The organism is Gardnerella sp. DNF00257 (genome assembly GCF_049262745.1).
GTDB classification, from domain to species: Bacteria; Actinomycetota; Actinomycetes; order Actinomycetales; family Bifidobacteriaceae; genus Bifidobacterium; species Bifidobacterium piotii.
Genome location: NZ_CP058403.1, coordinates 458,933 through 478,567 on the forward strand (window position 1 = coordinate 458,933; position 19,635 = coordinate 478,567).

12 protein-coding genes and 1 other RNA gene are annotated in these 19,635 nt (G+C 39.2%); 10 read left to right on the forward strand and 3 right to left on the reverse strand.

Annotated elements, in window-relative coordinates; genetic code table 11:
• The first annotated feature begins 1 nt into the window (after position 1).
• From HXT23_RS01650 to ssrA, 5 genes are all read left to right on the forward strand, one after another.
• Positions 2–598: a hypothetical protein gene (locus tag HXT23_RS01650; protein ID WP_422112977.1), complete on the forward strand. Its 597-nt coding sequence runs from the start codon at positions 2–4 to the stop codon at positions 596–598.
• Positions 588–1,214 (forward strand): HNH endonuclease, encoded by a 627-nt coding sequence (locus tag HXT23_RS01655; protein ID WP_422112978.1) that lies wholly within the window; start codon positions 588–590, stop codon positions 1,212–1,214. Before HXT23_RS01650 ends, HXT23_RS01655 begins: the two co-directional genes overlap by 11 nt.
• A gap of 255 nt (positions 1,215–1,469) precedes the next feature.
• The gene (locus HXT23_RS01660; RefSeq protein WP_422113072.1) at positions 1,470–1,751 is read left to right on the forward strand and encodes a Type 1 glutamine amidotransferase-like domain-containing protein; all 282 of its coding nucleotides are present in this window, start codon (positions 1,470–1,472) and stop codon (positions 1,749–1,751) included.
• 502 nt (positions 1,752–2,253) lie between these two features.
• Entirely contained in the window at positions 2,254–3,936 is a 1,683-nt protein-coding gene (locus HXT23_RS01665) for an alpha-amylase (protein WP_422112979.1), read from the forward strand.
• Positions 3,937–4,090: 154 nt separating this feature from the next.
• Positions 4,091–4,487: a transfer-messenger RNA gene (gene ssrA, locus HXT23_RS01670) on the forward strand.
• Positions 4,488–4,583: 96 nt separating this feature from the next.
• On the opposite strand, the gene HXT23_RS01675 is transcribed toward ssrA, so the two are convergent.
• A complete protein-coding gene (locus HXT23_RS01675; RefSeq protein WP_116438544.1) occupies positions 4,584–5,666 on the reverse strand; it encodes a Panacea domain-containing protein in 1,083 nt (360 codons plus the stop codon).
• Positions 5,667–6,394: 728 nt separating this feature from the next.
• Between HXT23_RS01675 and HXT23_RS01680 the strand changes: the two genes are divergently transcribed.
• The 5 genes from HXT23_RS01680 to HXT23_RS01700 all read left to right on the forward strand — a co-directional run bounded on the left by HXT23_RS01680 (position 6,395) and on the right by HXT23_RS01700 (position 17,617).
• Positions 6,395–7,579, forward strand: coding sequence for a hypothetical protein (locus HXT23_RS01680; protein ID WP_422112980.1), 1,185 nt, complete (start codon positions 6,395–6,397; stop codon positions 7,577–7,579).
• Between the two features lie 560 nt (positions 7,580–8,139).
• Positions 8,140–9,444, forward strand: a complete 1,305-nt coding sequence (locus HXT23_RS01685; RefSeq protein ID WP_032816638.1) for an MFS transporter — start codon at positions 8,140–8,142, stop codon at positions 9,442–9,444.
• Between the two features lie 185 nt (positions 9,445–9,629).
• The gene (locus HXT23_RS01690) at positions 9,630–15,416 is read left to right on the forward strand and encodes a GA module (protein WP_422112981.1); all 5,787 of its coding nucleotides are present in this window, start codon (positions 9,630–9,632) and stop codon (positions 15,414–15,416) included.
• Between the two features lie 430 nt (positions 15,417–15,846).
• On the forward strand, positions 15,847–17,103 hold the full coding sequence (gene sstT, locus HXT23_RS01695; RefSeq protein WP_016636153.1) for a serine/threonine transporter SstT: 1,257 nt from the start codon (positions 15,847–15,849) through the stop codon (positions 17,101–17,103).
• 91 nt (positions 17,104–17,194) lie between these two features.
• Positions 17,195–17,617 (forward strand): GNAT family N-acetyltransferase, encoded by a 423-nt coding sequence (locus tag HXT23_RS01700; protein WP_016636152.1) that lies wholly within the window; start codon positions 17,195–17,197, stop codon positions 17,615–17,617.
• A 7-nt stretch (positions 17,618–17,624) separates the two neighbouring features.
• On the opposite strand, the gene epsC is transcribed toward HXT23_RS01700, so the two are convergent.
• Together epsC and cysK are read right to left on the reverse strand one after the other, a co-directional pair.
• Positions 17,625–18,464, reverse strand: coding sequence for a serine O-acetyltransferase EpsC (gene epsC, locus HXT23_RS01705; RefSeq protein ID WP_016636151.1), 840 nt, complete (start codon positions 18,462–18,464; stop codon positions 17,625–17,627).
• Between the two features lie 129 nt (positions 18,465–18,593).
• Entirely contained in the window at positions 18,594–19,526 is a 933-nt protein-coding gene (gene cysK, locus HXT23_RS01710; protein ID WP_119529448.1) for a cysteine synthase A, read from the reverse strand.
• Positions 19,527–19,635 lie beyond the last annotated feature (109 nt).

Here is a 19,635-nt window from a genome sequence, read left to right on the forward strand (position 1 = left end):
CATGCAACTGATAACTATGCTTTATGTAGATGATAAAATAGATTTGTTTGTTTCAAAATATTTAAAAGGATACTCAAATGATAAGGCTCGTTATGAATATTTGGAATTGAAATTTGAAAGCAATTATTCATATGAGAATTTACTTAACAGTGAAGAAATTCAAAAATCTGATATATTATTTTTGGATTCAATGCTTTTTGAAAATGGTACTGTACTAGATAATAAAATTTCAGGAGAAGAGCTTGGCTTGATAATAAAAAAGATATTTCCTTTTAAAGAAATAATAGTTATCACGCAGTATCAAGAAAAAATGGAGTATAGTACATTAAAAAAATACAACTCTAGTACCTATCATTGTGATCCAAACTTATTTTTCAATGAGAATTGGGATAGGGTAATAGAGAAGGCCGCAGAAAACATTATTTTAAATAGAAATATTCTGAAAAATATTTCATCTAAAAAATATGTTGAAAAATTTTTATTTGAGAAAATGGAGAATTCAATAAATGGGGTGTTAGATTATGATAATTTAACAAAGGTTGATATAGATAATCTGATTAATGCTTTTGAAGAAATGAGAAAACTATATGAACAATGATTATAGAAATACAAAATATTATAATTTAAAAAATGATATTGTGTCTGAAAAAAATTCTTTAGGGAAGAGAATACAAAAGGAACATCCTGGAGTTAAAATAATATATAATCAAATAAATAAAAAAGGTAGTGAATATAATAAAAAATTTAGGTTAATATATAGTAATAAATGTGCTTATTGCGGCATCACAACAGATGTAATAAGTTCTGAACTATTCGAAATAGATCACTTTATTTGCGAGGCATCATTTAATGGTGATTCTATAAAAGCTGGTGAGATAAGTAATTTGGTTTTATCGTGTAGAAAATGCAATCTGGCAAAAAGGGATTTTAAATGGAGTGAAGAATATTCTTCTATGTTTAATGTTGACGATGGAAGCATAACAAAATTATTTTACAGAGATGAGGATTATTATATTAGAATAGAAAAAGAATGCATAACGGACAGCGTGATTTGCAGTTTTTATAATAAACTTAAATTAAGTGAAGAAATTAGAAGATTAGATTTTTTGCTTATGAATATGCATGGATTTTATGAAAAGAATTCCAATGACAGCAGGATAAGAAGCATATTACAATATATTGTTCTTCTACAACGAAAAAGAAATGGATTATAGTTAATACATGAATAAGGTTTCGTTTATCTAATAGTAATAGCTTCAAATATTTATGTAAAATATAGGGAGTTCAAGACTTTTACTAAAGAAACAGATTTTAAACATAGGAGGAAATTTATGATTATAGCAATTGGAGGAGGAGAAGTATATCAAAATCAAACGTACGATATAGATAAATTTATTGTTGAGTAATCAAATAAAGAAAACCCGCATTTTTTATTTATTCCTACAGCGAGTAAAGATGCTGATGCTTATATAGAAACCATAAGTAATTTATATGAGAGCTTGGGATGTAAAACTGATACATTGTATTTATCTAACGCAAAAGTAAACAAGGAAGAGGTTAATCAAAAGATAGAAAATGCAGACATAATCTATGTTGGTGGTGGAAATACTGCTTATATGATGCAAGTTTGGAGAAAATATTCTGTAGATAAGGCACTAATTAAAGCTTATAAAAGCGGAAAGATACTCTCAGGCTTAAGTGCAGGCTCTATATGTTGGTTTATTGCAGGTCATAGGATAGTGAATTTATAGAAGATGTAGAAAACCCAAAACATAAATGGGTTAAAGGCTTAGGCATTATTCCTTATTTACATTGTCCTCATTATGATGAGCCAGAAAGAGTAGGTTTTGATGAATTCTATTCTGGACAGATAGCAGATGCTATAGCAATAGAGAATCAAGTAGCAGTTATTTGGGATAATTACGAGATCAATGTTATTAAATCTAACCATAATAAGAACGCATATAAACTTTCTTGGAGTGATAAAGGTTTGAGTAAAGAAGTTTTATTTTAAAAAATTCTCCGATACTGGGACTGGGACGGGACTAAAAATTTAAAAACGTCCTATAATTAGGTGGATTTAGTTATACTTAAAAAACTAGAATCCAGTATTTTGAATGGTTTGTGATATATCGTACGTTTAGAAAAGAAGAATGGGAATAGATGAGTCTAATATAGTCCTAATATAGTCCTATATATAAGGAGTGAAGTAAGAACAAAGCAAAGCCGCAATTCTTGCAGAAAGGAACAACGATGATCCACGGCATAGAAGTATTTACGAGCTTCAATAAAAAAGCGCTTGTAAAGTTAAAGTTTGTGTTGGCAAGAGTTGCGGCTATAACATCTTGTGCTGCTACTATTTTGGCGGTAGCAGTAGTCGCAAGCAGCCCAGCGATTGCATATGCTGGCGCAAAATCATCTCAAAAAACTGCACAAAAAGGCGTAATCGTAACAGCATTCCAGCAAAATTGGAAAAGCATAGCCAAGGAATGCAAAAAAACGTACGGCCCAGAGGGCGTAAAATACGTGCAAGTTTCGCCTCCGCAAGATCATATTAAGGGCGATCAATGGTGGACAAGTTATCAACCTGTAAGCTATAAGCTAAATTCAAAACTTGGCACAGAAGACGAGTTTAAAAAGATGATTACAACGTGCAAAGCTTCGGGTGTTGGAATTATTGCAGATGCGGTAATAAACCACACAACTGGTTTTGCAAACAAAGACACACTTGGCGTTGGTGGAAGCAAGTATGATGCTGCAAATCAATCGTTCCCAGATGCTGGATATACAAAAGATGATTTTCACAAGTCAACAGAAGATATAAACACGTATCGAAAAGCAGAAATCGTTTGGACGCATCGACTTGTTGGGCTGCTTGATTTGGACACTTCTAATCCTCATGTGCAAAAAACTTTGGGAGAGTACTTTGCGCATATGCTAAAGCTTGGAGTGGCTGGGTTTAGAGTTGATGCTGCAAAACACATGTCTCCGCAAGATGTAAAAGGCATAAAAGCTGCGGCTGCAGAGGCTGCTGGCACAACGCCAGATAAGATTTGGTGGATGCAAGAAACAATAGGGTTCCCAGAGCAAGACCCTATAATTCAGCCAGACCAGTATCTGCAAACTGGTGAAGTGAACGAATTTGAGTACTCCTATAGGCTTAGAAACTATTTTTATGGGTCTATTGAGAATCTTAAACATATTACAGATAAGCTGATTCCAAGCAAAAAAGCTGCGATTTTTGTTACAAATTGGGATACTGAGCGAGACAATGCAAGCAGAGTTTTGACGTATAAAGATGGCAAAAAATATGAGCTTGCAAACGCGTTTATGTTGGCGTATCCGTACGGAACTCCAAATGTGTTTTCGGGTTATGAGTTTACAAAACGAGACGAGGGAGCGCCTGGATCTACGCAAACTTCGATTCCTGATGTGAGTTGTGCGAAGGATTCTAAGTGGCAATGCACGCAAAGGTTAACTTCGATTCGCGGAATGATTGGATTCTACAACGCTGTTAGAGGCACTAAGGTTACTAATTGGCAAGATGACGACGATAATAACGTTGCATTTAGCAGAGGAAACAAGGGTTTTCTTGCGATTAACAATACGGAAAAGCCGCAAAAAGTGAGCTATAAGACTGACTTGCCAGATGGCGAATATTGCAATGTTTATGAGTCTAAAGATTGCACTAAAACTGTGAGCGTTAGTGGTGGCAAAGTGGAGACCACTATTAATGCGGAATCTGCTGTTGCTCTTCATGCTAATGCTGTAAAAAGCCTTGGAAACGCTAGAGCTAGAAACGTTACAATATTTATTTGCGTGTGTGTTGCGGGAATTTGTACGTTTGTTGTTACTAGAAGATTTGTTGAAAAATCGAAGAAGCTTGCCAAAGGCAATAGTGATGGTGTTAAAACAGGTGAGACTGAAGGTAAGTGATTCTGGAATAAATCTTTAGGTGAGCTTTAGGTGAGCTTTAAGTGATTCTGAAATAAATCAATATTCTAAAACAGGTTGACTCTGTTAAAACGTTTATTTATAATGATTATTCTGGCTTTAGCCAGCATTTAAATGATAGTTTGATAAATCAAAAGGGGTCGATCGGTTTCGACGGTGATCTGTTCGCCGCGGGGAAGCGTGCCGAGAATGCGAAAGTCCACTCGTAAACGTCCTTTCGCAAAAGAATAAGTGCTAAATCTAATCGCACTGAGTTCGCTCTTGCTGCCTGAGCTTCGCGCCAGGATTAACCAGCGAGCAGCTGCTCCGTTTACCCACTCACGTCTTCGGAGTGGTGCTAAACGTCATTAGAAGACTTGCTTGAATTGCCGAGCTGCAGGGTAGTTCAGGGACTTTTACTGTAGATATGCTCGCCATGAATTGTCTGCGATAACATGGGGGCAGAAAAACTGCCGAATGGCCAGCAGACTACGCACGTAGAAGACCGAGGGTACGGTTTCCGGACCGGGGTTCAATTCCCCGCGACTCCACAAACGCAATAACGCCACTGCTCAAACAGTGGCGTTTTTTTTTGTTGTTGTTCTATTGTTTAACATATCATGAATTGCTGTAAAGTCGCGCAAAATGCGTTAACTAGCTTCGTTTTTTGCGGACTTTTTGCTGGCTGAAGATTTTCTACTGGATGCAGATTTTTTGCTGGCTTCACTCTTTGCGCTAGTCGCAGGATTCCTGCTAGTTGTAGTGTTCGTGCTGTGCGTAGTGTTTCCGCTAGTCGTAGCCTTTGCGTTGTTTGCAGTGTTTCCACTGTTTGTAGTCGTGTTACTAGTTTTACTACTACTTTTACTAGTCGTGTTTTGAGTCGTGTTACTACTAGTGTTGTTTGTGTTGCTGTTTGTACTCGTGTTTTGAGCCGTGTTTTGTTGTTTTACTGCTTCTAGGTTATGTTGAAAGTTTTGGCGTTTAATCTCGTTTTGCTCGTATTCGCATAATTGTTTTCCTATGCTTCTAGCTATCATGCGTGCTCGAGTTTTAATATTATTATCCGACATGTTTTTGAACTCGTTTAGCGTTCTGATTTTACGCATGACCATGTTTTCAGCGTCTATGAGTTCTTTACAATGATTATTAACCGCGTGTGCTTGATTTTGTGCTTCTAGTTTTTCTTTTTCTGCTTGCTTGCATTTTTTAAGATGCGCGTCTCTTAGACGGCGTATGGCGTTTTCAACGCTTCTACTTCTTGTATTCGCGCGCCCGTCTGCAATTACAGGGTTTTTCGCGTAATAATCGTGGATGATTTTATGTGATAGTTCAGTATCGCATGCGTTGTTAGTGTTAACGCCTCTTCTAGCGTCAACCCATGGTAGCTCACTGCGTGCTCTGGCGGCTAAGTCTTGTGTAGTGTAATCTTTTAACGCGTCGCAAACAGCGTATATTACGCGTAGTTGGGAGCAGTTAAATGATTTGTATAGTTCGACTGGGCTGAAGATAATATTGTTTTCGCTTACTTCGTCTTGTGTTAGGTAGCATATGTTAAATAGTTCTAGGCATACTGGCCCGTTTTTCCATGCTTGGAATGAGTTAGGGAATAATTGTAGGCTTGTTGTAGATAAGTATTGTGCTTGACAGTAGTATGTGAGTAGTTCTAGTCTCTCGTGGCTCATTTTTCCGTAATTATGTAGTATTGCGTATGCTACGCGTTTGATTGTAGACATTTGAGTATTCCTTTCATCGTTGAAAAGACATGACTATTGGTAGGGTAATGGTTTTTAGTTTGCGAAAACGTTACCATACGAGTCGCGTATGGTACAAACTGGCGGCGTGTCGCGAATCGACTTGCATGGGCGCTTTGACTGAGCTTGAAATTGCATAGCGCATTTCAAGCTCCTTCAAAGCGTGATTTGGCTTAAGTCATAAAGTCCAGTGGACTTTATGCGCCAAATCAGCCGAACGGCTACTAATAGCCGTGAGGAATAGCGTAGCGCGCGAGTGCACTTCGATTCGCTGAGCCGCTTAAATGTAAAGTCCAGTGGACTTTACATGCGGCGAAGACGTTCGCACGGCTAATCCGTGCGAACGATATTCCTTATTTTTCCCATTATTTGTTCCACGACACACCCGAAAATCCTTTTCTTAAAAAAACCTGGGAAAATTCTTCAAAAACCTTGAAATGCGTATTTTTACGGTTTAAGTGTTGTTTATCCATAAATTTTACGGCGAGTGTGGCTTAATTGTGGATTAGTTTGTGTATAACATCATTTTTTTCGGTTTAGCATGTGTGGCTGGGGCTTGACTTTTTCAAACGGGGGGGGGGGTATGTTAATAGCAACATCACACGGTGGATAACCGTTGGTGGAAATGCGCGAACGCGTGTTTGATTATTTTTCCCCGCCGCTTGCGGATTGTCCGCTGGCGCGTGGGGGAGAAGAAGAAAGGAAATAAAATGATGAATAAGAAGGCTATCGCCGCTTTCGCTGCTGGCGCAACTTTGCTTGCCGGCTTTGCAATGGCAACCCCAGCATTTGCTGAGGATGCTCCTAAGAAGCAGCAAACTGCTCAGGAGAATCTCGATGCTACACGCAAGGAGATAAAGGAACTTGAAACTAAGTTGCAAACCCTTAAGGGTGGTCTTAAAGGTCTTACGGATGCAGAAAGTACTGCTAAGACTAAGGCTACTTCTGTTATTGCTACTTTAGTTGACACATCCAAAGATCCTTATACTCTTAAGGCGGATGCAAAGGATACTTCAGCAAATATCGCTTTGGCTCAGGCTTACGTTAATGCTCATAATGATGTTGTGAAGCGTAATGCTGAAATTTCTGAAACACAAGAGAAGCTTAATAAAGATAATGACAGTCTTAACGGCTTGTTGGATGCTGTTGATAAGGAAGCCAAGGATAAGGAAGCTAAGAAGGAAGCTAAGGATGGTGCTGCTGATCAGGCCATTGTTGACTTGACTGCTGCTAAGCTTGCTCTTAAGAAGGCTGATGCTAAGAAGTCTAAGGCTCTTAAGGATTATCGCGATAAGAAGACTGTTTATGAGTCTGCTAAGCGTAAGTTTAAGGCTGCTGAGGAGGCTTTGAATTCTGCTAATAATGCTGTAGAACTCTACAATGCTGCTGGTAAGAATGATTCTGCTGAGCTCAAGCGTCTTAATGATGCTGTTAACCGTGCAAAGGCTAAGCGTGATGCTGCACAAGATACACTAGATGATGCTTATGCTGATTACTTTAAGGCTTTGACTGATTCTGAACAGGCTGCTGTATCCTACAACACTGCTCTTGATACTTATAACAAGGACTATGATGCTGCAGTAGCTGCTGGTGCTGATGTTTCTGCGTTTGTGGATATGACTCATGCTGATCATGCTGATACTGATCTTAATGCTGAGCCTGCTCCTTCTCCTGAGGCTCAGAAGAAGGCTGAGGCTAAGGCTGGTAAGAATGGTGCTGCTGCTGGTGCTAATGGCTCCGCTGCTGCTGGTGCTAAGGCTGAGGTTGAGAACAAGAACGGTAAGGACAAGCGCGGTAACACCCACACTGGTACTGGTGTTGGCGTAACTTTGACCGCTTTGGCTGCCACCATGCTTGCTGGCATGGGTGCTGCTGTTCGCAAGGCTCGTCACTAAGCATTGCGCGCGCACTTATGCTAAGTGTGTGAGTGCGCGCTTATGCTCTTTTAGAGTTTGCACTTAACGACTGGTGTGGTGTTTTGTAGGGAAATGCCACACTGGTTTTGCTCTTGATTCTTGCACTTTTGTTTTAATTCTGGTTTGCTATTATTTTCTTTTCTTCCCAGAGTTAGGGCGTCTGCTGCGGGGTTTTGAGTGTTGAGTGTGTTGCTTTCGGTTTTGTTTGCTACTAGGGGCATTCAAAACCGAAAGCTTTTTTGTTTTTCACTTTTTGTTTTTTACTTTTGGTCTATAACCCTCACTTTTTGTCTAAACTGTTTTTTGGTCTATAGCTAACCACTGTTTTTTGTAGCGTTTTTGTTATTTTGTATTATTATTTGTTGATTTTTCTTGAACAAGAGTATAGTGTTACTAAATTTGTAAAATAAGCTATTGGATTTGTGTAGTTTGTAGTGAATTATTTAAGTTTGATAGTGATTTGCGAGTAGTTATGCATTTGCAGAAGCTTGCATTATGATTTGCGATTTTACAAGAGCTTTAAGGGAGAGTTGGTTGCTGTGAAGTCAATATTTAGTAAGAATAATATTTTTATTCGTATGAGATCTATTAGTCCAGCATTGCGATGGTCTTTGGTTGGCTTCTGTTTTTCTATGCTAGGCAATCAAGCGTATGAAGGCTCGGTTTTGCCTTCGATTATTATTGTGGGCTTGCCGGCTTGGGTGATTGGTTTTCGTAAGACTTTTATGACGGTTGCCGATTTTCTTTCGCCATGCTCTGGTTGGATTGTTGATAAGCTTGGCGGTTTTCGCGCTCTTGCAATGACTGAAGGCGTAGAAGGCGTGCTTAGTTTACTACCGCTTCTTATGCTTGGCTCTCCTGCGTGGAAGTGGTCGCTGGTGGCTCTTTCTTGCGCATTGCTGATTACTGGTCAAGTGATTGATATTGCTAGCGAAGTTTTCGAGGTTGATGCTGCAGGCGGCGATGACAGCATGATTGTAAACTACAGCGGCATTGTGAGCGTTTTGGCAAGTATTACAGGAACCTTGCTCGGCTCTCCGCTTGGTTCGTGGATTGCAAGCTGGTCGATTCCTGCTGTTTTGATTTTCTCGTCCGTCACTTCTTTTGCGGCTTGTGCTACGCGATTTATTATGAAACAAGACATTGCGCAAGCATCTAACGAAGTAGAGGGAGAGTTGCAAGAAGTAGAGAATGAATCGCAAGCGATTAGTGAAGAAGGAGAAGTATCGCAAGTATCGCAAGAAAATGACGTTGACAACAAATCCACAGTTAAGCAATCTGCGAATCCATTACTAAAGAGTAAAATCATGCTTCTTGCTGGATCTCTTTTGGTTGCTTTTATTCCTGCATGCTCTGTCTCTTATATTCTTCTAGGTCTTGGTAAGCAATATGGCTCTCAATCTTTAACAATATTGTATATTTTCACTGGTGTAGGAAACGTGCTTGCATCCGTTTTGTATGCGCACTCGTCTCAAAAACTCGGTTTAAGAAAAGTTGCAATTTTAGGCATTATTGTGAGCTTAGCTGCTTATTGCTTTATGTTTACTAATCTTTTGCCAATAATGTGCTTTGCATTCTTACTTGAAGCGATTGGCGGAATGCTATTAGTAGAGCCGATTATTGTTGCGCGTCAGATTCTGTTTAAGGGAAGTGCTCTCGCTAAGTTTTCTGGTTGGGCGCGCCTTGCGTTTGCGATTGGTGCTACTACTGGTTCTTGGATTGGATTTGCATTCTCGTCTACGTTCCAATGGCAGCTTTTGCCTATACTCGCGCTGATTTTCACAGCAGGATTGCTTGTTGTTTTGCCTCAATTACCAAATACTAGCTATGCTGCGCTCGAATGATTATTTGTAATATTTAATATTCAATATAGTTGTGACTTTAATCATATAGTAGTTTTTATCTATAATACTTGAATTTCCGCATGGGGGGGGGGGTATCATCTGCTCTGTTAACAAGCTCTTTTACAATATGTGAATTTATGCATATAGAGCGAGTGGAAGAGAAAATCTATCAGTGAGGATTGCTAATGGTTAAGAAAACGCAAACTGCTAAAAATGCTTTACATGTGTCTAAGAATTACGCGTATTTGAAGCCGAGTGTACTTCGTTCAATGGCGAATGATATAAGTGGAACTCGTTTAGAAGCATGTAAGTCGTATGCTGTTTCGCGTTTACCGAAGATTGCTGTGACTGCAACGTTAGCAAGCTTGCTTGCTTGTGGTGCTGGTTTGCCAACTCATCAAGCTTGGGCTAATGGTTTTAATCTTCCTGATGGTAGCTATAGGTATGCGAATCGCGATTCTTCTACAAAGGCGCAGAGGTATGTGGATATTAAACTAGTGCCATGCGATGATAAACAAAACGATAATAAGGAGACGGCAGACAGAAAAACTTACGGACAATATTATAAGGTTGAATACCAGTTTAATTCTAATGGCGATTGGTGGGGTGGTAGACCATTCTGGTGGGCGAGCGTGCCTAAGGACGTCACAATTGTAGACGATAGCATTACTTTGTACAAACATGAACAGTTGACTGGTGGTTTGTCTTCTCAACAGACAGGTGCAACATATACAAAGGATTCTTGGAATCAGTCCGCAAGCCGTTTCTGGTTTGATAATAATAAAGCGCAAGGTGCTGAATTTAAGAGTAACTGGGAAAGAATGACCGGTGAAGCTGGCGGTTATGACGAATCTGGTGATACTCTCGATACTTCTAAGAAGTATAAGGAAGCCACTAGCGCTTTGATTATTAACTGGGAGAGTAGAGGTAATAGAAAGTCTAAGATTAGCTTCGTTATTAAACTGAACGATAAAAAGACACCTTTGAAGTTTGCTGGTGGCGTGTATCAGGTACTGGGTAACTGGCATTACACCGTTGGCAAGGTTGAGCTTGCACCGACTTTGCCAGATTATTCCAAGGAATTAGAGCTTAATTATCCTCAGGCTACAGAAATTGCTACATTTGGACAGCCAACAAAGTCTGAGCGAGATAAAATACTCAGCAAGCTATGGGATGCTAATAAGAGTAATACCGATGTGCTGAACAAGCTTAAAGGTATGGAACAGACTCAAACTGAAGAGGCTTTCAAAAAGGCTGTAACTATTAATGCTGATGGCAGTGCAAAGGTAACGTATAAAGATAACTCTACGGATACTATTTCTAAGGAGAATCTGACTAAGCGCTATATTCCTTTTGCTGATAAGGTGAAAATTAACTATCCTACCAATTTAACTCCTGTTAAAAATACTTCTCAATTAAGCAAGGAAGAGAAACAAGCTGTAAAGGATGCTATTCTAGCAGCTAATACTGGTAAGCATATTAAAGATTTGACTGTTGATGCTAATGGCAATGCGACTATTACTTTCACTGATAAGATTGGTACTCCTTCAACTAAAAAGCTTGAAGGCAAGTATCTTGTAAAGAAGCAGCGTTCGCTTGCGGATAAGTTTACGCCATACTATCCAGTTCCAATGGCTGTTGGAAATCCAGCTCAATTGACTCAAGGTGAGCAAACAGAACTTGTGAATAAAGTTTATGAAGCGAATAAAACTAAAGCTGACTTCATGAATGCTATTGGTAACCCTAGTAGTGCTGCTGATGCTAAAACTAAAAACATTATTACTGTTGATACTCAAGGCAACGTGACTATCACTTATACTGATAAGTCTACTGATAAGCTCGATGGCAGCAAGATGGTGTATCAAGCGAAGAAGCTTAATGAGACCACTTACATTACGCTTCCAGCTCGTACAGCAGTTGATAATGCTAAGAGTTTAAAAGATGAAGACCAGAAGAAAGTTAGACAAGCTATATTAGAAGCCAATAGTGGTCTTAAAAGCAAGTTAAAAGATAATAATGAAAGCGCTATCACATTTGATGATAATACGCATACTATGACTGTTAAGTTTAATGACGGTTCAACGTCTACTTTCGACTATTCTGAGTTGGTGTATACAAAGGGTAATCCAGAAAAGCCAACGATGCAAAACGCTAGCAGGAATGGTTACAAATATAATATCACTAAGATTGCTGTTAAAGATAAAAGTAAGCTTACTCCAGATGATTGGCATAAGTTTGTTCGCAAGTTCGTACAAGATAACTGGGAAGCTAATCAAGGACAAACCGCAATAACTGATGAATTTATTAATGGCACTAGCGGTTTATTAGATAAGCTGAATGCTACTGGCGATAATAAGGGTAATGGTATGCAACTTTACAACTATAAAGATAAGTGGCATACCAAGAGTGATTCAAATCTAACGTTATCCAATGGAAATTTTGGTCAGAATGGTATTGTTTCAATATATCAAGGTAGTTCTATAGAGATTAAGAAGAATGGCAACTTTGGTCAGGAAACTGCTTTTATGCTTTCTGCAGATGATTGCTTCGTTTCAGATTCTGCCGCTCCTAAGCCTGAAGAACTTAAGAATGAAGCTAATGATCTTATTGACAAGATTCTTAAGAAAAATGGCTTGAATGATCAAGAGATTAAGAAGTTTAAGGAAGATCATAAGAACGATATCAACAATATTGCTAAGCCAGGAGATGTAGACAATATTATTAAGTCTGCTGATGAGCATGGTAAAGATGAGAAGAAAAAGAAAGATGCTCAGAAGCAGATTGAGAATGCTACTAGTAGCTTAGATGAGAAAACTAAGCAAGAACTGAAGAACAAGCTTAAGGGTAAGACTGATCCTGATGAGATTAACCGCATAGTTAATGAAGCTAAAAATAAGAAGTCTGATGAGGATCAGAAGCAGAAGAATGATCAGCAGGCTAAGGAAGAAGAGCAGCAAAAGCAGGCTGTTCAAACTCAACAAGCTACTGATAATAGTACTGTCGACAAAAAGCAGCAGCAAGCTACTCAAGAGGAGAATACTTCTAATCAGCAAGCTGAAAAAGACAAGAAGGATGCTGAGCTTGAGAAGAAAAAGCAGGCTGCTATTGATGAAATTCGCAATGGTGAAGATTATAAAAATCTTACGCCTGGTGATAAGAAGCAGTTTATTGAGAATATTCAGAATGCAGCTGATGAGAATGATATAAATACTATAAAGCAACAGGCTGCGGAAAAGGCTACTCAGAATCAGAATGCTGCTGATAACAGTAATAAAGAAGGTCTTGATAAGGCTAAGACTGATGCTAAGAAGAAGATTGGTGAGTTGACTAATCTCAACGCACGAGATAAGCAGAAGTATCAGGGTGACATTGATAGCGCTAAAGATCTTGATAGTGTTGAAACCATATTAGATAATGCCAATACCGCTGATGCTAAAGCTGCTGCTAAGAAGAAGATTGCTGAGCTGAAGCAGAAAGGTGATCTTACTGAAGATGAAGCTAATGGTTTAATCGGTCGCATTGACAGTGCTAAAGATCTGCGAGAAGTTGAGGGTATTCTTGAGGAAGCCGAGCTAAAGAAAGCTAAGAAGTATGCTAAATCTGAAGTAGATAATCTCACCAATCTTAACAAAGCTCAAAAGGAAGCGCTTAAAGCAGAGATTGATGATATTGAAACTGACCCGACCAATGAGAATATGAAGACTGTTGATCAGGCTAAGACTGCTATCACTGATGTTGTTACCAAGGCTAAAGAGCTTAACAAAAAGATGGGAGATCTTAAGGCTCTTGTTGATTTGGTCAAGAAGCAGGAAGAAGACCTTAAAAAGTCTGAGAAGTACAATGATACATCTAAGAAGACTGCTTTTGACAGTGCGTTAAAGGCTGCGGAAGATCTTGTTAAGACTGATTCTGCTGATAATAAGACTGCTGATGAAGTTGACAAGATTAGTAAAGCTCTTGAAAAAGCTGTTAATGATCTCGGTGGTAATACTGTTGACAAGTCAAAGCTTCAGGATGAAATCGAGATAGCTTATGAATGGCAAGGCAAGAATAAGCAGGGCCAGGATGATTCTTCTAAGAAGAAGAATCCAAAGTATGAGAATGCTTCTAATGATAAGAAGAATGATTTTGATACTGCTCTGTCTAATGCAAAGAGAGTTTATGACCAAAAAGATGCTTCACAGCAGTCTATTAATGATGCTAAAGATAATTTAAGCAAAGCGATTGATGCTCTTGATGGTCATGATAAGTCTCAATTGGTAGCAAAACTCACAGAAGCAAAAGGTAAGAAGAATGATGCTTCTTATAATAATGCTTCTAAGGAGAAGCAAGATGCTCTTGACAATGCTATAACCTCTGCAGAAGGTATCGTAGAGAAAGCTGGTGCAACAGCAGGTGATATTACTAACGCTATCACTGCTCTTACAAATGCTGTTACTGGTTTGGACGGTCAGGATACCTCTGCTTTGCAGAAGGCTGTTAATTATGCCAATATTAATAAGTCTAAAGTAGCTTATAAGAACGCCGATAAAGATAAGCGAGATAATTTTGATAAGGCTTTGCAAGCTGCTCAAAACATCTTGAATAATCCTCAGGGCAAGACTAAGGAAGCAATCAACGATGCTAAGACTAAGCTTGAAACTGCTTCTAGAGCTCTTAATGGAACTGTAGATACTTCTAAGTTGCAAGCTGAAGTTAACAAAGCTAATTCTTTGAAGAAGTCCGTACAGTATACGAATGCTGTTCAGGATAAGAAGTCTGCGTTTGGTGCAGCTCTGCAGCAGGCTGAGTCTGCTCTTGCTGATGCGAATAATGCTCAATCAATGAAGACTCCTGATCAGAAGCAGACTGCTGTTGATACTGCGCTTCAACATCTTCAAACCGCAGCAGCTGCATTGAATGGTGTTGATATTGCTGATTTGCAAGCTGAGATTGCTCTTGAGAATAGGGTGAAAGAGTCTGTAAAGTATGTGTATGATACTGCTGAAAAGCAGCAAAAATATAATAAGGCTTTGCAAGATGCGAAGGAGCTTGTTTCTAAACTGGCTGGATCTGGTGACGAGAGTAAAGATCTTGCTGGTAAGTCTCAATCAGAGCGTCAGGCTCTTGTTGATTCTTCGTTAAAGAATCTGAAGAATGCTAAAGATGCTTTGAATGGTGTTAATAAGACGGTATTGCAAGCTGAAGTTGATGATGATTCTCGCTTTAGCAAGTCGTTAGAATACTCGCTTGGTGAGCCTAATGATTTGGATGTGTATAAGAAGGCGTTGGCGGAAGCTAATCGTGTGCTTGCGGATCCTAATGCTACCCAGGCTCAAGTTGATTCTGCGTTGAAGGATCTTCAGGCTGCGAAGAACAGTATTGCGAATAAGTATAGCGGCTCTGGTACTGGTTCTGAATCTGGTGTTGGTGTGAATGATAATGCGCCTACTACTGCAGATAAGGGCGAGTTGAATATTCAGATTCAGAATGCTGAGTCTGATTCACAGACTGGTAACGTTGGTTCTAATAATGCCGATAATGCTGGCGCAAACTCTGGTAACGCTTCTAGCAACAACGCTGATAACACTTCTAATGGCACAAATTCTATTGATGTGAATGCTTCTGTTGAGAATAACCAGGCTGTTAAGCAGGCAGATGTTCAAGTTTCTAAGGCTCAGGCGACTGTGAATACTGCTTTGGCGGAAGCTAAGCGTGTGCTTGCGGATCCTAATGCAACTCAGGCTCAGGTTGATGCTGCTGTTCGCAACCTTTCTATGGCTCGTAAAGCTTTGGCTGATGCTAAGTCTAATGCTGCCAAGGTTCGTGCTTCTGTGCGTTCTAAGGTTTTGAAGAGTGGTCGTGCTGATCAACTTAGTAATACTGGTAGTAATGTGTCTGTGTTTGGCTTGCTTGCTGCAACTATTAGTGCTGCTGGTGCTGCGCTTTTAGGCAGCAGGCGTCGCGGTGCTTATCGTCACAGCAATAAGTAGAATACTTGCTAGCTGGTCTGGGTATTGCAGATCGGCTAGCTTTAGAGCCTCTTAATGTTGGCTTAAATGCATTCAGTATGTTTGCTCAGTATTAAATAATAGAATAATTAAATTAATTAAAAACGTGCCTCACTTTGCATTTTTCTTTACTTTGCGAAGTGAGGCATTTTGTCATTTTATTTGCGATTAAATGGGAACTTGTAGATGTTTACTATATCTTAAGTTATATTAATCATAAACACTTATTGAAGCCTTTATTTACTGAGTTGCTAAGTCATTTAATTATTGAATTATTGAATAACTAAAACCTAACGATTTGCATATATATGCATACATGTGTATAATATGTAAAAATAGAAAATCTTGCGAGTATGAATACAAATAAAAGAGTATAAAATATTCTGCACAAACTAAATTACAGGAGACTCTCATGCACAAGATTCTTCAAAAGTGGAATAGCATTGACCTTATTCTTCGTATTGTTATTGGTCTTTTTCTAGGCGCTGCACTTGGTCTTTTTGTGCCATCTCACGTTTACGTGCTAGATCTTATGGGAAAGCTGTTTGTGAGCGCACTTAAATCCGTTGCGCCGATTTTGGTATTTTGCCTTGTGATTGGCGCGCTTGCAAAAGCAAAAAGTGTTGGAAACATGAAGCTTGTAATCGTGTTGTATGCACTTTCTACGTTTATTGCAAGCCTTATAGCTGTTTGCGCAGCTATGATTTTCCCTGTTGACTTCACTTTTGCGCATGTTGAAGCAGCATCTTCGCCATCTCCTCAAGGAATCGGCGAAGTTCTTAATTCTCTTGTGTTAAATATTGTTGTAAACCCTGTAGATGCTCTTGCAAAGGGAAACTTTATTGGTATTTTATTCTGGGCAATCGCATTTGGCGTAGCACTTCGCTTGGCTGAGCCTTCCACTAAAGCATTCTTTGACAACGTTTCTTCTGCTATTGGAAAAATTGTTCACTGGATTATTAACGCAGCACCTTTTGGCATTATGGGTCTTGTTTATACAACAGTTTCAAGCAATGGTCTTCGTATTTTTAGTGAATACGGTTCCGTTATTGCCTTGTTAGTATGCACTATGGCTGTTGTTGCTTTGATTGTAAATCCTATTTTGGTTTTTGTTCTTACTGGCAAGAATCCGTATCCTCTTGTATTGCGTACGTTGCGCGATTCGGGAGTTACAGCGTTCTTTATGCGTTCTTCTGCTGCAAATATTCCTGTAAACATGAATTTGTGCGAAAAACTCGGTTTTAATAAAGACAATTACTCTGTTTCTATACCACTTGGATCAACCATTAATATGAGTGGTGCTGCTATAACGATTTCGATTATGGCTTTGTGCGCTGCTCACACGCTTGGGATTTACGTTGATATTCCAACAGCTGTGATTTTGTCTGCGCTTTCTGCAGTTAGCGCTGCAGGTGCATCTGGTGTAGCTGGTGGCTCGCTTTTGCTTATACCTCTTGCGTGCTCGTCGTTTGGTATTTCAAACGATATTGCTATGCAAGTAGTTGCTATTGGCCTTATTATTGGCGTGATTCAAGATTCGTGCGAAACTGCGCTTAACTCTTCCACAGATGTTCTCTTTACGGCAGTTGGCGAATATCGCATGTGGCAGCGTGCAGGTCTTAAGTTTAAGATGGGCAAAGACCACGAGCCAGTGCAACTTAAAAAGTAGCTGTTGTTAAGTATTATTATTAGTGCGCGTTCTTCCGTTTTTACGTTTTAGATCGCGCACTTTTGCTATATTTTGCGAGGTGTTATTGTAAATGAATTTAACAGACGTGCAAATAAAAGAGTATAAAAAATATAATAGCAAAGATATTTTAAAACTATATGATTCTGTTGGTTGGTCTTCGTATACAGATGATTTACCCGCCTTAGAAAATGGCTTTAATAATTCGCTCAAGGTTTTAGCTGCCTATAAAAATGATGAGCTAGTTGGAATTGCTAGAGCTGTTGGTGACGGATATACGGTTGTTCTTATTCAAGATATTCTTGTTTTGCCAGAGTATCAAAGGCAGGGAATAGGCTCTGCTTTGTTAAATGCGATTGTGGATTTTTATCCTAATGTTCGTCAAATTCAATTAACCACGGATTGTACTGAAAAAACTATTGCTTTTTATAAATCTGCTGGTTTTATTGAGTTATCAGAAATCGAGTGCTGCGGTTTTATAAAAGACAGAGCATAATAGCGTATTAGGCTTTAGGGAAGTGGTAGGTTGTGTTTGCGGGAATGCTGCGGTTTATCCACGCGTTTGCTGCGATTGTACTTCCGCTGCCGATTGTGGTTTCTCCGCCTAAGATTGTTGCGTTTGCGTAAATTACAACATTATTTCCAATATTTGGATGCCGCTTTCCGTCTTTTACAGGATTTCCATTCTCGTCTAGCGCAAAACTTTTTGCACCCAGAGTTACGCCTTGGTAAAGCTTAACATGCTCGCCAATCACAGTTGTTTCGCCAATTACAATGCCAGTTCCGTGATCAATGCAAAAATATGCGCCAATTTTTGCTCCTGGATGAATGTCGATTCCAGTTTTTCTGTGTGCATATTCGCTCATAAGTCTAGGAATTAGCGGTACGTTAAGTTCGTAGAGTGCGTGAGCTGTGCGGTGAATAAGCATTGCATAAAAACCAGGGTATGCGAGCGTTACTTCTACTTTGCTTGTGCAAGCAGGATCGCCTTCATACATGGCTTGAATATCTGTTAAAAGTAACTTTTTAATTGTAGGAAGAGTATTTATAAATTTATTGCAAGTTTCTCGAATTTTAATTGTGTTGCTTGTGTAGCATTGAAGTTCGTGAAATATAATGCGTTCTATAGTGTCTAATGCGTTTGAAGTAACAGTATTCAAACTAGCGTTGAGTTGCGTAGTCTCGTTGCTTTCATTGCGCACATGCAACTCAGGCAAAAGTAGAGCCTGAGTCGCATGTATGAGCGCAATAATATTTCGGTAATTAGGTATGAATGTAGCTTGCCTTATGTCTGAATCGTTAATTGAGTTTAGTTGATTTATAAGGTCAAGGCGATCACTCATACATTTCTCCCGTTATTTTTATTATTTTCCTTTATTCTACAGTTTTGATCATTATCTAATAATGTTATTTATTATCCATATATTATTTAATCAAAACTTGCGTATTTACAGTAGCGCTCCTAAATGTAGTTAGTCTTCAAATAATGCGGTAGACAAGTATCGATCTCCTGAATCGGGAAGTATTGCAACGATGGTTTTGCCAGCGTTTTCTTCTCTTTTTGCTTCTTGGATTGCTGCCCAGATTGCAGCTCCAGAAGAAATACCCACTAGCACACCTTCTTTTTTGCTTATAAGCTTGCCGCTTTCGATTGCGTCTTCATTTGTTACGTGAACAATGCGATTATAAATGTTTTGGTTAAGCACATCTGGCACGAATCCTGCGCCGATTCCTTGAATCTTGTGCGCTCCTGGCTTGCCGCCTGCGAGCACAGGGGAGTCGGCTGGTTCTACTGCGATTACTTCCAGATTCGGATTTTGTTCCTTTAAATATGTGCCAGTACCTGTGATTGTGCCGCCTGTTCCAACGCCAGCAATGAGCATATCCACGTTTCCATCAGTGTCTTGCCAAATTTCTGGACCTGTTGTTTTGTAGTGTGCGTGCACATTTGCTTGATTGGTAAACTGTCCTGGAGTCCACGCGTTTGGCGTGTTTTCAACGATTTCCTTTGCTTTGGCAATTGCGCCTTTCATTCCATCTTTAGCTGGTGTGAGCACGAGCTCGGCGCCGTATGCTTTCATAAGTTTTCGGCGTTCAATAGACATGCTTTCTGGCATTACAATAATGCTTTTGTATCCTTTTGTCTGCGCAATCATTGAAAGACCAATGCCAGTATTTCCAGAAGTTGGCTCAACGATTACTGAGCCTGGTTTAAGCGTGCCTTCGGCTTCTGCTTCTTCAATCATCTGCTTTGCAATTCGGTCTTTTACGGAGCCTGCTGGGTTAAAGTATTCGAGTTTTACAAGGATTTTTGCTGCTAGATTGTACTCTTTTTCAATGTGTGTAAGCTCCATAAGTGGAGTGTTTCCTACGAGTTCTTGCACGGACTTGTAAATATTAGACATAATATTTCCCCTTACTTGTTTGTTTTGTTTAATTTGTTTCTGTTTTGTTTTTAATTTTTAAAAAACAATTTTTATTAATAAAGTGATTATTTATTAGTTGTTTCTAAAG